This window comes from Pseudomonas macauensis (genome assembly GCF_047902425.1).
Classification (GTDB): Bacteria; Pseudomonadota; Gammaproteobacteria; order Pseudomonadales; family Pseudomonadaceae; genus Pseudomonas.
Window position 1 is genome coordinate 490,757 of record NZ_CP138377.1, and the last position, 13,739, is coordinate 504,495.

A 13,739-nucleotide genomic window follows, 5' to 3' on the forward strand; every position below is an offset into this window, starting at 1 on the left:
TGCTATGGCGAACCAAGGGCCGTCGTGCTAGTCCTATGCGCACATGCCTCACCCCGGAGACTCCGCGTGAAACGCGCCCTCGCACTGCTTTCCCTGCTCGCCCTCCCCAGCCTGGTGCTGGCCGCTGAACCCAAGCTCTATGGTCGCTACGAATGGGTCAGCCTGCCCGAACTCGACCAGACGCTGCAGGCGAAGATGGACACCGGCGCCTACACCTCGTCGCTGTCGGCCAAGGACATCCAGATCTTCCAGCGCGACGGCGAGGACTGGGTGCGCTTCAAGCTGGCCACCAAGGACGGCGGCGACTCGGTGTACGAGCACAAACTGCTGCGCATTTCCAAGATCAAGAACCGCGCCGAAGGCGCCGCCGAGGACGAGGAGGAAGACAGCAATCCCGGCCTCAGCCAGCGCCCGGTGATCGAGTTGCCGGTATGCCTGGGCGGCGACCAGCGCACCATCGAGGTCAACCTTACCGACCGCAGCCACTTCAACTACCCCTTCCTGATGGGCACCAAGGGCCTGCGCAAATTCCACGTCGCGGTTGACCCCGGCGAACGCTTCAGCGCCGGCAAGCCGAACTGCTCCGGCGGCTGAGGCCGCGATTGACGCGGTGCCGGGCTTGCGGCACCGTGCCGGCAGTTTCCACGGAGCCGGAATCTCATGCCGCACATCCTCATCGTCGAAGATGAAGCCGCCATCGCCGACACGCTGCTCTACGCGCTGCAGGCCGAGGGCTTCGAGACCACCTGGCTGAGCCTGGCCGGCGTGGCGCTGGAGCGGTTGCAGCGCGAGGCCTTCGACCTGGTCATCCTCGACGTCGGCCTGCCGGACATCAGCGGCTTCGAAGCCTGCAAACGGCTGCGGCGCTTCTCCGAGGTGCCGGTGATCTTCCTCACCGCCCGCGATGCCGAGATCGACCGCGTCGTGGGCCTGGAGATCGGCGCCGACGACTATGTGGTCAAGCCGTTCAGCCCGCGCGAAGTCGCCGCGCGGGTGAAGGCCATCCTCAAGCGCACCGCGCCGCGCGAGACGCCCGCCAGCGCCGCTGCCGGCAACGGTCCGTTCGAGGTGGACGAGGAGCGGGTGCTGATCCGGTACCACGGCCAGCCGTTGACGCTGACCCGCCACGAATTCCGCCTGTTGCAGACCCTGCTGGCGCGCCCGGAACGGGTGTTCAGCCGCGAGCAGTTGCTCGATGCGCTGGGCGTGGCCGCTGACGCCGGCTATGAGCGCAACGTCGACAGCCACATCAAGAGCCTGCGTGCCAAGCTGCGCCAGGTCGCCGCCACCGCCGAGCCGATCCAGACCCATCGCGGCCTGGGCTACAGCTACGCGCCGGACAAGAGCTGATGCGCCTGTCGCTGCGGATCTTCCTGGTCTACTTCTTCTTCGTCGGGCTGACCGGCTGGTTCGTTCTGCGCACGGTGATGGACGAGATCCGCCCCGGCGTGCGCCAGTCCAGCGAAGAGACCCTGGTGGACACCGCCAACCTGCTGGCCGAGGTGCTGCAGGCCGACGTGAAGAACGGTACCCTCGACCAGAGCCGGCTTCCCGAGATGCTTCGCGCCTATGGCGCGCGCAGCCCGCAGGCGGACATCTGGGGGGTGAACAAGACGGCGGTGAACCACCGCATCTACGTCACCGATGCGCGCGGCATCGTCCTGCTGGATTCCCTCGGGCAAGCGGTGGGCCAGGACTATTCGCGCTGGAACGACGTCTACCTGACCCTGCGCGGCCAGTACGGCGCGCGCTCCAGCCGCGAGTCGGCGGACGATCCGGAGTCCTCGGTGATGTACGTCGCCGCGCCCATCCGCGATGGCGAGAAGATCATCGGCGTGGTCTCGGTCTCCAAGCCCAACCGCACCCTGCAACCTTACATCGACCGCTCGCAGCGTCGCCTCGCCTGGCTGGGCGCGGGCCTGATCGTCCTTGGCCTGCTGGTCGGCGCGCTGCTGTCCTGGTGGCTCAGCCGCTCCCTGGAGCGCCTGACCCGCTACGCCCAGGCGGTCAGCGAGGGACAGCGCGCCGAGCTGCCGCGCTACCGGGGCGGCGAGATGGCGCAACTGGCCGGCGCGGTGGAGCGCATGCGCGTGCAACTGGAGGGCAAGGCCTACGTCGAGCGCTACGTGCACACCCTGACCCACGAACTGAAAAGCCCGCTGGCGGCGATCCGTGGCGCGGCGGAACTGCTCGAAGGCGAGATGCCGGCCGAGCAGCGTGCGCGCTTCGTCGGCAACATCGCCGGGGAAAGCGAGCGCTTGCAGCAGCTGATCGAGCGCCTGCTGAACCTGGCCCAGGTGGAGCAGCGCCAGGGCCTGGAGGAGCGGGTGCCGGTGGACCTGCACGAGCTGGCCGATGAGTTGATCGCCGAGCGCCTGGCGCGGGTGCAGGCTGTGCAGTTGGCGAACGATATTCCGCAGGAGGTGAGCGTGCTGGGCGAGCGTTTCCTGCTGCGCCAGGCGCTGGGCAACTTGCTGGACAACGCGCTGGATTTCACCCCGGCGGGCGGCGCCATCCGTTTCGACGCGCAGCCGGAAGGTAACGGCTGGCGCGTCGAACTGTTCAACCAGGGCGAGGCGATTCCCGATTTTGCCCTGCCGCGCCTGACCGAGCGTTTCTACTCCCTGCCGCGCCCCTCCAGCGGGCGCAAGAGCACCGGGCTCGGGCTTAACTTCGTCGCCGAGGTGGCGGCGCTGCATGGCGGTGAGCTGCGCGTCGAGAACGCCGAGGGTGGGGTGCGGGCGAGTCTGTCGATCCCGGCGCAGGGCTAGGCGTAGGGCGTATAACGTTCGACGTTATACGCCGTTTGACCTAGATCTCAGTGCACTCCGTGTTCAGCCCCGGAGGCGCCGAGGAGGCAAGGTGTAACGGCGTACAACCGCGAACGGTTGTATGCCCTACGGCAGCGCCACCCTCCACACAAACTCCACAGACTCTCCACATTCCACTCCCGGCGCCCCCATGTCCGCGCCCCAAGCTCTCCCCGTCCCCATCCCACGGAGAGCCCTCCCCATGAATCGCCAACTCGGCATCAAGCTCGGCGCCATCGCGCTCTTGATCGTCCTCCTGCTGATCCCCCTGCTGATGATCGACGGTCTGGTCGACGAGCGTCAGAACTACCGCGACGAGGTCCTGCAGGACATCGCCCGCAGCGCCAGCTACAGTCAGCAACTCACCGGGCCGCTGGTGATCGTGCCTTACAGCCGCACCGTTCGCAGCTGGCGCATCGACAAGGGCAGCCAGCAGCGCGTGCTGCAGGAGCGCGAGGTGCGCGGCCGCCTGTTCTTCCTGCCGGAGACCTTCCTGCTCGACGGGCAGATGCGCACCGAGGTACGCCATCGCGGCATCTACGAGGCGCGCCTGTACCACGCCGACAGCAAGGTCAGCGGCGGCTTCGTGCTGCCGGCCAACTACGGCATCAGCAGCGACCTGGACAGCTATCGCTTCGACGCCCCCCTTCTGGCGGTGGGCATCAGCGATGTGCGCGGCATCGAGAACGCGCCGAAACTGAAGGTCGAAGGCGAACTGCGCGACTTCCAGCCCGGCACCCAGAGCCAGTTCCTCGGCAACGGCGTGCACGCCGTCCTGCCGTTCAAGGCGAGTGACCGTGAGCAACGCTTCGACTATGCCTTCGAGCTGTCGCTGCTGGGCAGCAGTCGCCTGGACATCATCCCGGTCGGCCGCGACAGCCAGGTCAACCTGGTTTCGGACTGGCCGCACCCGAGCTTCGGTGGCGAGTTCCTGCCCACCGAGCGCAGCACCAGCGACCAGGGGTTCAGTGCGCGCTGGCGTACCAGCTTCTTCGCCACCAACCTGGAAGAACAGCTCAAAGCCTGTACGGCGCCGTCCCAGGCCGACGCCGCCCGCGCGGTGACCGCGGATGACTCGGACCTGGTCCGCGTCGCTCCGGCGGTGTGTAGCGAATTCGGCAATCACCGCTTCGGCGTGGCGCTGGTGGACCCGGTAGACCAGTACCTGAAGACCGACCGCGCGGTGAAGTACGCGCTGCTGTTCATCGGCCTCACCTTCGCCGGCTTCTTCCTCTTCGAAGTGCTCAAGCGCCTGGCCGTGCACCCGGTGCAGTACGCCCTGGTAGGCATGGCGCTGGCGCTGTTCTACCTGCTGCTGCTGTCGCTGTCCGAGCACCTGGGCTTCGAGCTGGCCTACCTGATTTCCGCCGGCGCCTGTGTCGGGCTGATCGGCTTCTACCTCTGTCATGTGCTGCACAGTCTGTGGCGCGGCGCCGGCTTCAGCGTCGGGCTCGCCGGGCTCTACGGGATGCTCTACGCGCTGCTCAGCGCCGAGGACTACGCGTTGCTGATGGGCTCGCTGCTGCTGTTCGGCGTGCTCGGTGGCGTGATGGTGCTGACCCGCCGGCTGGACTGGTACGGCATCGGCAAGCCGGCGCGCGGCGATGACCTGGAGTTTTCCCTGGACGAAGTGCGCGTGCAGCGCTGAGGAGAATCGAGATGCCGAATCTGATGCGTTTTTCCCTGTGCCTGCTGGTTGGCCTGCTGCTCGCCGGACTGTGCCTGCCGGTGCTGATGCTGCTCGGTCGCTTCGACTGGATTGCGCTGCTGGTCGCCAGCGGCAAGCCGTTGGCGCACCTTGCCCTGCTGCTGCCGGGCGGACTCTGGGAGCAGCTCAGCGGGGTGGAGGACGCGGCGCACAATCCCCATGTGCGCTCCTTCCTGGAGATGTGCATGGGCGTTGCGCAGATGGGCTTGCTGCTGGCGCTGCCGATCTACCGCCTGGGGAACAAGTCATGAGCGCCTGGCGCGGATTGCGCGAGGAGCGTGAGATGGGACGGCGGCTGGCACGGCGGATCGCCGGGTTGTTCGGGGAAGTGAAGGGCACGCGGGTGGTGCGGGATGAGCGGTTTCAGCGGCGGGTGGTGTGCCGAACCGGCGTTGCTCGTGACTTTGGGCACTGGGGCTTGCCCCTCACCCCAACCCTCTCCCAGAGGGAGAGGGGGCTGGGCGGTGCCGGATGGCGGGTCTGGAGTTCGCCGGCTCGCTCCTCCGGTGGCATTGCGTAATGGGTATCAGGCCGGCACGGTCGCCTGCAGCGAAGGCCGCTGGCTGACCTCGGCGAACCACTTGGCCAGCCGCGGGTACTCGGCGCGCCAGTCCCAGTGTGGTTGGCGGAAGTCCAGGTAGCCGAGGGCGCAGGCCACGCCGATGGCGGCGACGTCGAAGCGTTCGGCCAGTTCGGTGTGGGCCGGGCCGTCGAAGTAGGCGAGGGTGCGGACGATCTTCAGTTGCTGGTTGTCGAGCCAGGTGTCCCAGTGCTTTTCCGGCGGGCGCATGGCGGTCTCGTAGCGGATCAGCACGGCGGCATCCAGCACCGCGTCGGCCAGCGAGGCCAGGGTCAGGCGCCGCCAGCGGGCCGGGCCTTCACGGGGAATCAGCGGCTCGCCGCTGTGCTGCTGGTCGAGGTACTCGAAGATCACCCGGCTGTCGTGCAGGTCCTGGCCGTCGGCCAGCCGCAGGGCGGGAATCTTGCCGGCGGGGTTGTCCCGCAGCACGCCGGCGTCCGGTGCGATGGGGGTGTGGACGGCGGCGTAGAGTTCGACCTGGTCGAGCTGACCGGTCTCGTGCAGCAGGACCATGACCTTGCGCACGAAGGGCGAGGCGGCGGCGTGGAACAGGATGGGACGGACGCTCATGGGTTCTCCTCGGCGTTCATTCGTGGATGACCACCAGGCGGTCGGTGCCGGATTCGGCGCCCCAGACCTCGCCTGGTCGGCCCAGCAACTGGCGCACGTTGGCGTGCTCGCGGTCGCTCGGATAGGCGGTGAAACGTTCGCTCTGCGGGTCGAAGCGCAGGATGGCGTTGCTGGCGAAGTCGCTCAGCCAGACCTGGTCCATGGCGTCGACGTAGAGAGCATAGGGCTGCGGATGATCGCCCGGCAGCTTCCAGGTTTTCCACTGGTTGTTGTCCGGATCGAAGCGTGCCAGCCGGCCGTCGCTCCACTGGCTGATCCACAGCCGCCCGACCGAGTCGGACCACAGCCGGCGCGGGCCGCTGCCGGAGCTGGGCGTGTCGATGCGGGTGACCTTGTCGCCGACCGGGTCGATATGGCCGAGGTAGTCGCCGGCCAGCGAGGCGTACCAGAGTTCGCCGTCGGGCGTCACGGCGATGCCGTACGGCCCCTTGCCCTTGGGCGCCGCCCAGACCTTGAGTTCGCGGGTCGCGGGGTCGAGGCGGCCGTAGAAACCGTTCTGGCCGGTGAACCACAGAATGCCATCGTCATCGAATACACCGGTATTGAGGTTGGCCTTGGCCGCCTCCTTGGGCAGCGGAATGACTTCCACTCCCAGGCGTTCGCGATCGACGTGGACAATGGCATTGAGCCCGCCGTCGGTGATCCAGGCGTCGCCATCGGGCCCGGCGACCACGCCGTGGGGCGCGGAGCCCTTGCCCAGGTCGACCTGCTCGGTGGCGCCGGTCTGCGGGTCGAGCCGGCCGAGCGCGCCGGCATGCTGCGCGGTGTACCAGATCTTGCCGTCCTCCGTGGGGGCGACATCGTGCGGGCCGGAGCCTTTGGGCAGGTCGAAGTACTTCACGCTGGCGGCGTCGGCGCCGCCAGCCAGCAACAGGCCGGCGAGCAGCAGGGGCAGGGCGCGCAGGGTGGTGGACATGGGGCTCTCCTTGGCGGGTCCGGAATTGGCTGAGACTGTACGCCGGGCTTGGCGTTCGGCGATATGGAGGAGTGAAGCGCGTGACAACGATACAACTACTGGGGGCGGCGTGCCGCCAGGGTTCGCCAGTCAATGACGACGCCATCGGCTATACCGCGGGCGCGGCCTGGGTGCTGGACGGCGCCACCAGCCTGGGGCCGGGGCTGGTGGATGTGCAGAGCGATGCGCGCTGGCTGGCGCAGTGCGCCAATGGTCACCTGCAGCGCCTGCTGGAGGACCAGCCGGGGTTGCCGACCGAGGCGCTGCTGCGGGCCTTGCAGCAGGGCATCGCCGAGGACTTCCGGCGTGACGCGGGTGTTGCCGCCACAGCGGAGCTGGACCTGCCCTCGGCCTGCCTGAGCCTGCTGCGGGTGCTGGACGACGGCGCGCTGGAGTTGCTCAACCTGTGCGACAGCCGCATCCACCTGGCCTGGGACGACGGACGCGTGGAGAGCTTCGGCGACACACCGCTGGAGGAACTGGACCGGCAATCGGTGGAGCGCCTGCTGGCGCTGCGCGAGAGGCATCCGGACTGGAGCCACGCCCAACTGTTCCAGGCCAGCCGCGAATGGGTGCGGCGCAACCGGGCGCTGGCCAACACGGCGCAGGGTTACTGGGTGCTCGACCCGACCGACCGCTGGCTGGGACAGGTGCAGCGGCGCGTGCTCGATCCCGCGCGGCTGAAGGCGTTCATGCTGGTGACCGACGGCTTCGACCGCCTGCTGGAGTTCCGCCGCTATGACCTGGAGGCGCTGTTCGCGGCGCTGCCCGAGCGCGGTGTGGAGGCGCTGATCGATGAGCTGCGCGCGCTGGAGTCCGCCGATGGCCAGGCGCTGGAGCATCCGCGCCTGAAGATTCACGACGATGCCAGTGTGGTCTGGGGGGAAATGCGCCGCTGAGCGTTACCCGGCAGCGCGGCCGGGTGGCAATTACGCAGGAGCGGACTCCGTCCGCGATCCGGGCCGAGTGGCCTCGAGTCGGGACTGGCCATGGTCAGGCGGCGTATAACGCGGAGCGTTATACGCCCTACGGTGAGCTCGACCCTGGCGTAGGGCGTATAACCGTTCGCGGTTATACGCCGGTACACCTGGCCTCCGATTCGCTCCGTGGCTGGGGCAGGCGCCCTCTCATCACCACTTGTAGGTCAGGCTCGCCACCACCTTGCGCTGGTCGCCGTAGTAGCAGTAGTAGCCGTCGCAGGTGGAGATGTAGTCCTTGTTGAACAGGTTGGTGGCGTTGACCTGTACCGACGCGCCATCGAGGCCGCTGGAGAGCTTGCCCAGGTCGTAGTGCACCGCGGCGTCGTACAGGGTGTAGGAGCCCGTGTAGCCGTCGTAGGAGTTGGCCTGGTCGCCATAGGTGTCGCCCACGTAGCGCACGCCGTAGCCGACGCCGAAACCGTCGAGGGTGCCGGCGTGCCAGGTGTAGTCGGCCCACAGTGCGGCCTGGTTGCGCGGCACCCGCTGCAGGCGGTTGCCGGCGTAGATACCCTTCTTCACCTCGGTGTCGGTGTAGCTGTAGCTGCCGATCAGCTTGAGGTTTTCGCTCAGGTTGGAGTTGGCCTCCAGCTCCAGGCCGGTGACCTTCACTTCGCCGGTCTGGCTGGTGACGGAGACGCCGCCGACGTTGTCGGTCACGCTCACGTTCTTCTGCCGCAGGTCGTAGACGGCGGCGGTCAGCAGGGTGTCGCTGCCCGGCGGCTGGTACTTCACGCCCAGTTCCCACTGCTTGCCTTCGGTGGGTTTGAACGACTCGGTGGCGGAGACGTCGGCGCCGCTGGCCGGCTGGAATGACTCGGCATAGGACAGGTACGGCGCCACGCCATTGTCGAAGAGGTAGCTCAACGCGGCGTTGCCGCTGAACTTGCTGTCCGACTCGGTACTGGTGGCGTCGCCCTTGTTGTGGAATTCGGTCCCGGTGTGCACCCAGTCCTGGCGGCCGCCCAGGGTCAGGCGCCAGTTGTCGAGGGCGATCTGGTCCTGCACGTAGGCGCCGGTCTGGAAGGTCTTCTGGTTGTAGTCGTAGTAGGCATCGGAGCGCGGTGGACGGACGATGGGCTGGCCGTAGATCGGATCGTTCACGTTGGTCGGCGGAACGTTGTAGCCGTAGATCGCCAGGTAGTTGGTGTTGTTGCGGTTGTGGTCCAGGCCCAGCAGCACGGTGTGCGCGAGCGCGCCGGTGTGGAAGTCGGCCTGGAAGTTGTTGTCCACCACGAACTGGGTGACGTCCTCGTCCACCGAGGTGCTGACGCGGTTGAGGGTGCCGTCGTCGCTGACGGTTTCCAGGTAGCCGCCCGGAGTCAGGGCATCGAAGGACAGATCGTTCTTCATGTAGCGCAGGTTCTGGCGGAACTGCCAGACGTCGTTCAGGCGGTGCTCGAAGCTGTAGCCCAGCCAGTAGGTGGTGCGGTCGTAGTTTTCCCAGTCCGGGTCGCCCAGGTTCTTGTGGTGCGAGATGTCGCCGAAGGGCGCGTCGTACTTGGTGCCTTTGAGCGGCAGGAACTGGGTGGTGATGCCGGTATCGTCGCGGGTGAACTGGCTGAGGAAGGTCAGCCTGGTGTCGTCGTCCGCGTTCCAGGTCAGGCTCGGCGCGAGGTTGTAGCGCTTGTCCGGGATGTGGTCGATCTGCGTGTTGCTGTCGCGCGCCACGCCGCTGACGCGATAGAGCAGGTTGCCCTGCTCATCCAGCGGGCCGGTGCTGTCGAAGTTGATCTGCTTGTGGTTGTAGTTGCCGCCCTGCACCTGGACGGTATTGGACTGCTCGGCCTGCGGGCGCAGGCTGCTCATGTCCAGCAGGCCGCCGGGCGGGGTCTGGCCGTAAACCGAGGAGGCCGGGCCGCGCAGCATGGCGACGCGCTCCAGGTCCCAGGTTTCCAGCTTCGGGTTGGCATAGATGCCGGTGGCCATCGGCAGGCCGTCGAGGAACTGGGTGGGCTTGAAGCCGCGCACGAGCAGCCAGTCGGAACGGGTATCGCTGCCGAAGCTGCTGGCGACGGTGCCGGGCATGTAGCGCACGGCGTCGTCGATGTTCTGCACCGCGCGGTCCTGCATTTGCTCGCGGGTTGCCACGGAGATCGACTTGGCGGTTTCCAGGATCGGCGTATCGGTCTTGGTGCCGATGCGCGAGCGGGTGGCGACGTAGCCGACCGCCGGGCCGTCCGGGTCTTCCTGGGCGGCGCTGATGGTGGTGGCGGACATCGACAGGGTGTCGTCCGGCGCCGGGCGCAGGCTGTAGCTGCCCGAGCCGCTTTCCACCAGATCCAGCCCGGTGCCTTGCAGTGCCTGGCGCAGCGCGCCGACGGTATCGAAGCGGCCGTGCACCGCGTGGGCGCTGCGGCCTTGGGCCAATGCCGGGTCCAGGCTCAGGCTCAGGCCGCCTTCGGCAGCAATGCGGTTGAGGGTGCTGGACAGCGGGCCGGCTGGCAGCTGGTAGTCACGCTGCGCATCGGCAGCGAAAGCCGGCGAGCCCAGCAGGATGGCCGTGGCCAGCAGGCAGGGGCGGAGCGAAAGGTCGAACGGGCGGCGCATGGACAACGACTCCTGGATGAAACGTTCTCGATGCCTCCTTGCCGAGCGAGAAATGAAAAGTGATAGGGCTGGGTGAAAATTTTTTTGGGGGATGCTCTTCGTAGGAGCGAGCTTGCTCGCGAACCGCATAACGCCGGTGCGCCGGATGTTCTGTTCGCGAGCAAGGGCTAGGCGCCCCCCTCGGTCCTACAGGAATGCGGTCCTCAGCGGCGGGGTACTACGCGCGACCACCAGGGGCCGTGCTTCTCGATCCGCACCGGCAGGCTCGGCTCCAGTGAGCTCAGGGCCAGGCCGATGTCGTGCAGCGGGAAGCTGCCGGTGATGCGCAGGTCGGCCACCGCCGGGTCGATGCCCAGGTAGCCCGGACTTTCCCGCGACAGGCGCTCGACCAGCTCGGCCAGGCGCACGTTGTCCACCACCAGCATGCCGCGGGTCCAGGCGTCGGCGACGGCGCTGTTGGCCTCTACCGGGCCGAGTCCGTCAGGCCTTACGCGCACGTGCTGGCCCTGGGCGATGACCTTTTCCTCCTCCCGCTGTTCGGGGCGTGCGGCAACCGCCGAGTGCAGGACGCTGAGCAGGGTGCCGTCTTCGCCGTCGCGCTCCACCAGGAAGCGCGTGCCCAGGGCGCGCAGGCGGCCGTCGCGGGTCTCGACGATGAAGGGCCGGCTGTCGCCGTGGGCGGTTTCCACCAGAATCTCGCCGCTGAGCAACACGATGCGCCGCTGCTCGGCGTCGAAGCGCACGTCCACGGCGGTGCGGCTGTTGAGCTTGACCAGAGTGTTGTCGGGCAGGCGCAGCTCGCGTTGCTCGCCGGTGCCGGTGAGCAGGTCGGAGAAGGCGTACTGCACGGGCAGGTAACGGTTGCCCACGCTGAGGGCCAGCGCGCCGACCAGCAGCAGCGACAGGCCGCTGCCCGCCAGTCGGCGGACCTTCTGCCGTGCCTCCCGCGGTGAGCGCAGCAGGGCGTTGCGCGCCGCCAGGGGCGCGGCGCCGGCGAGGTTGCGGTCGAGCATCCCCAGTTGGCTCCAGGCCCGCGCGTGCTCGCTGTGCTCGGCATGCCAGCGGCTGAAGGCCGCCTCGTCATCGGGGCGTGTCTCGCCAGAGCCCAGGCGCAACTGCCAGCTGATGGCCTCGTCGAGCACGCGCAGGGAGACCGGACCTTTCACGTCGGCGTTCCGTACAGCGCGATGTAGCACTGGCGCAGGCCCTGGGCGATGTACTGACGCACGCGCGGCACGGAGACGCCTAGCAGCTCGGCGATCTCGGCGTGACCCAGGCCGTCCAGGCGGTTGAGCAGGAAGGCCCGGCGTGCGCGGGTGGACAGACTGCCCAGCAGGCGGTCGATTTCGCGCAGGTCGGCGAGGATCAGGCAGTGCTCTTCCGCTGAAGGCTGCACGGCCTCGGGCAGATGGTGCAGCTCTTCCAGGTAGGCCTGTTCCAGCGCTACGCGGCGCCAGTGGTCCACCAGCAGGCCCTTGGCGATGGTCACCAGGAAGGCGCGGGGTTCGCGCAGGGACGGCAGCTCGCGGCGGCCGAGCACGCGGACGAAAGTGTCCTGGCTCAGGTCTTCGGCGCGCTGAACGCAGCCCAGGCTGCGGTTGAGCCAGGCGGTCAGCCAGTCGCGATGATCGCGGTACAGCACTCCAACGCGTTCGCCATTGCCAATCTGGACGGCCGACACCCCTTGCTCCCCCATGCCCAGGTCGGGCACTAATTTAGTAACGAGAACTATTTGCAAATGATCGCAGACTGCCGCTGGCGCTGCAATCACGCTCGTCGGCTTTTATCGGTCGATCGCCGATGGATCGACGGCGTTCTACAATCGATCCTCTTCCTTCTGGCGGACAACCGACATGCGCGAACCTCTGCTGATCATTGGCTCCTACCTCTCGCCCTACGTGCGCAAGGCACTGGTCATGCTCGAACTCAAGGGCGTGGATTACTGCGTCGATTCCGTCGTGCCCTTCTACGGCAACGCCGAATTCGAGCGCCTGAGCCCGCTGCGTCAGGTGCCGGTGCTGGTGGACGGCGACCTGGTGCTCAACGATTCCTCGGTGATCTGCCAGTACCTGGAGGAGCGTTATCCACAGCCCGCGTTGTACCCGGCGGACATCGCCGAGCGAGCCCGTGCCCGCTGGATCGAGGAGTTCGCCGACGCCCGCATGGGCCAGGTGGTGATCTGGCAACTGTTCGACCAGTTGGTGATCGGCCGTGGCGTGTGGGGCCGGGAGCCGGATGCGGCGCTGCTGGAGAAGACCTACCAGCAGGACTTGCCGGCGGTGTTCGACTACCTGGAGGCGCAGCTGCCGGCCAGCGGCTGGCTGTTCGGCGAGCTCTCCATCGCCGACATCAGCGTCGCCTGCTTCATGCGCAACGCGCAGTTCGCCCGTTACGAGCTGGACGCCCAGCGCTGGCCGAAGCTGGCGGCGATGCTCGACGCCGCCTTCGTGCTGCCGGCGTTCCAGAAGCTCAACCCGTTCGAACGCGCCATTGCCCGCACGCCGATCCTGCAGCAGCGCGAGGCCCTGCTGGCCGCTGGTGCGCCGGTCAGCGCCACCAGCCACATGCGCGAGCAGCCGGTGCGCGGGCCGATGAGCCGCAGCTGATCAGGCTTGCTGGAGGAAGCGCCAGAGCCGCTGCGCCACCGGCCCGTGGGAACGGTCGCGGCGGCGCGCGGCGACCAGTTCCTCGCGGCGGCCGGGCAGCTGCGCACCGCTGAGGTCGCGCAGGCGCCCAGCAGCCAGTTCTTCTCCAATCAGGTGACGCGGCAGGTGGCCCCAGGCCAGGCCGTGCAGCACCAGTTCCTTCTTCATCGCCTGGTCCGGCACCGTGCATTGCGGCGCGCCGTCGAGGGTGAAGTAGTCCACCGGCGGCGAGTGCCGGGCGCTGTCGCGCATCACGCACTGGGTGAGCGCGCGCAGGTGCTCGGGGGTGACGTTTTCCCTATCCGGAAGCAGCGTTGGTGCGATCACCGGGACGAAATCGACGTCGCCCAGGTCGATCCATTCCAGGCGCGGGTCGGCCTTTTCCACGCGGTGCAGGATCAGGTCGGCATCGTCATCCAGTAGCCGCTCCAGCGGGCCGCTGACGCTCTCGAAATACAGTTGCAGACGCGTCTGCGGTTCCTCGGCGAAGAAACGCGCGAGCTTTTCCAGCAGCGCCGGACGTGGACAGAAGTCGCCGAGCACTACGCGCAGTTCGCTTTCCTCGCCAGCCGCCAGGTGCGCGGCGTGGTCACGCAGGTTGCCCAGCTCGCGGAGCAGCCCCTGGGCGCGGCGGTGGAAGGACGCCCCGGCGGCGGTCAGGCCGACGCGGTAGCCGCTGCGGTCCAGCAGTTCGAAGCCCAATTGCCCCTCCAGCCGGGCGACGGCGGCGAAGATCGCCGGGTGCGAACGGTGCAGTCGCTGCGCCGCCGCCTGGAAACCGCCCGCCTCGACGACGGCGTCGAAGCAGTGCAGGTCGTGCAGGGTGAAATCGTGCATGTCAGCTTTCCTGACAATCTGGTTCAGGTCTTTGTAATTTCTTCGGA

General features: G+C 67.8%; 13 protein-coding genes. 7 read left to right on the forward strand and 6 right to left on the reverse strand.

What is annotated here, in order from left to right; all coding sequences use genetic code 11:
* The first annotated feature begins 66 nt into the window (after nt 1-66).
* The 5 genes from SD196_RS02260 to SD196_RS02280 all read left to right on the forward strand — a co-directional run bounded on the left by SD196_RS02260 (nt 67) and on the right by SD196_RS02280 (nt 4,769).
* On the forward strand, nt 67-594 hold the full coding sequence (locus SD196_RS02260) for an ATP-dependent zinc protease (protein WP_275609856.1): 528 nt from the start codon (nt 67-69) through the stop codon (nt 592-594).
* Nucleotides 595-660: 66 nt separating this feature from the next.
* Nucleotides 661-1,350 (forward strand): two-component system response regulator CreB, encoded by a 690-nt coding sequence (creB, locus tag SD196_RS02265; protein ID WP_275609857.1) that lies wholly within the window; start codon nt 661-663, stop codon nt 1,348-1,350.
* Nucleotides 1,350-2,771, forward strand: coding sequence for a two-component system sensor histidine kinase CreC (gene creC / locus SD196_RS02270; protein ID WP_275609858.1), 1,422 nt, complete (start codon nt 1,350-1,352; stop codon nt 2,769-2,771). The genes creB and creC overlap by 1 nt, the downstream gene beginning before the upstream one ends.
* A 241-nt stretch (nt 2,772-3,012) precedes the next feature.
* Nucleotides 3,013-4,458: a cell envelope integrity protein CreD gene (creD, locus tag SD196_RS02275; protein WP_331315761.1), complete on the forward strand. Its 1,446-nt coding sequence runs from the start codon at nt 3,013-3,015 to the stop codon at nt 4,456-4,458.
* An 11-nt stretch (nt 4,459-4,469) separates the two neighbouring features.
* Entirely contained in the window at nt 4,470-4,769 is a 300-nt protein-coding gene (locus tag SD196_RS02280) for a hypothetical protein (RefSeq protein WP_275609860.1), read from the forward strand.
* A 275-nt stretch (nt 4,770-5,044) separates the two neighbouring features.
* Here the strand turns inward: SD196_RS02280 and SD196_RS02285 are convergent, their stop codons facing one another.
* Together SD196_RS02285 and SD196_RS02290 are read right to left on the reverse strand one after the other, a co-directional pair.
* Nucleotides 5,045-5,668, reverse strand: coding sequence for a glutathione S-transferase family protein (locus SD196_RS02285; RefSeq protein WP_343578148.1), 624 nt, complete (start codon nt 5,666-5,668; stop codon nt 5,045-5,047).
* Nucleotides 5,669-5,684: 16 nt separating this feature from the next.
* Nucleotides 5,685-6,644, reverse strand: coding sequence for a lyase (locus SD196_RS02290; protein ID WP_343578149.1), 960 nt, complete (start codon nt 6,642-6,644; stop codon nt 5,685-5,687).
* Between the two features lie 80 nt (nt 6,645-6,724).
* On the opposite strand from SD196_RS02290, the gene SD196_RS02295 reads away from it, so the two are divergent.
* Nucleotides 6,725-7,582, forward strand: coding sequence for a protein phosphatase 2C domain-containing protein (locus SD196_RS02295; protein WP_275609863.1), 858 nt, complete (start codon nt 6,725-6,727; stop codon nt 7,580-7,582).
* Nucleotides 7,583-7,813: 231 nt separating this feature from the next.
* Here the strand turns inward: SD196_RS02295 and SD196_RS02300 are convergent, their stop codons facing one another.
* The 3 genes from SD196_RS02300 to SD196_RS02310 all read right to left on the reverse strand — a co-directional run bounded on the left by SD196_RS02300 (nt 7,814) and on the right by SD196_RS02310 (nt 11,891).
* Nucleotides 7,814-10,210: a TonB-dependent siderophore receptor gene (locus tag SD196_RS02300; protein ID WP_416311016.1), complete on the reverse strand. Its 2,397-nt coding sequence runs from the start codon at nt 10,208-10,210 to the stop codon at nt 7,814-7,816.
* 203 nt (nt 10,211-10,413) lie between these two features.
* On the reverse strand, nt 10,414-11,376 hold the full coding sequence (locus tag SD196_RS02305; protein WP_416311017.1) for a FecR domain-containing protein: 963 nt from the start codon (nt 11,374-11,376) through the stop codon (nt 10,414-10,416).
* The gene (locus SD196_RS02310) at nt 11,373-11,891 is read right to left on the reverse strand and encodes an RNA polymerase sigma factor (protein ID WP_275609866.1); all 519 of its coding nucleotides are present in this window, start codon (nt 11,889-11,891) and stop codon (nt 11,373-11,375) included. The genes SD196_RS02305 and SD196_RS02310 overlap by 4 nt, the downstream gene beginning before the upstream one ends.
* Before the next feature lie 172 nt (nt 11,892-12,063).
* Here SD196_RS02310 and SD196_RS02315 point away from each other — a divergent pair, with 172 nt between their 5' ends.
* On the forward strand, nt 12,064-12,816 hold the full coding sequence (locus tag SD196_RS02315) for a glutathione S-transferase family protein (protein WP_416311018.1): 753 nt from the start codon (nt 12,064-12,066) through the stop codon (nt 12,814-12,816).
* Here the strand turns inward: SD196_RS02315 and SD196_RS02320 are convergent, their stop codons facing one another.
* The gene (locus SD196_RS02320; RefSeq protein ID WP_416311019.1) at nt 12,817-13,692 is read right to left on the reverse strand and encodes a LysR family transcriptional regulator; all 876 of its coding nucleotides are present in this window, start codon (nt 13,690-13,692) and stop codon (nt 12,817-12,819) included.
* Nucleotides 13,693-13,739 lie beyond the last annotated feature (47 nt).

Coding starts and splice junctions, on each gene's coding strand:
- SD196_RS02280 (WP_275609860.1), top strand. CDS start 4,470: ATGCCGAATCTGATGCGTTTTTCCCTGTGCCTGCTGGTTGGCCTGCTG.
- SD196_RS02320 (WP_416311019.1), bottom strand. CDS start 13,692: ATGCACGATTTCACCCTGCACGACCTGCACTGCTTCGACGCCGTCGTC.
- SD196_RS02285 (WP_343578148.1), bottom strand. CDS start 5,668: ATGAGCGTCCGTCCCATCCTGTTCCACGCCGCCGCCTCGCCCTTCGTG.
- SD196_RS02300 (WP_416311016.1), bottom strand. CDS start 10,210: ATGCGCCGCCCGTTCGACCTTTCGCTCCGCCCCTGCCTGCTGGCCACG.
- creC (WP_275609858.1), top strand. CDS start 1,350: ATGCGCCTGTCGCTGCGGATCTTCCTGGTCTACTTCTTCTTCGTCGGG.
- creB (WP_275609857.1), top strand. CDS start 661: ATGCCGCACATCCTCATCGTCGAAGATGAAGCCGCCATCGCCGACACG.
- creD (WP_331315761.1), top strand. CDS start 3,013: ATGAATCGCCAACTCGGCATCAAGCTCGGCGCCATCGCGCTCTTGATC.
- SD196_RS02290 (WP_343578149.1), bottom strand. CDS start 6,644: ATGTCCACCACCCTGCGCGCCCTGCCCCTGCTGCTCGCCGGCCTGTTG.
- SD196_RS02315 (WP_416311018.1), top strand. CDS start 12,064: ATGCGCGAACCTCTGCTGATCATTGGCTCCTACCTCTCGCCCTACGTG.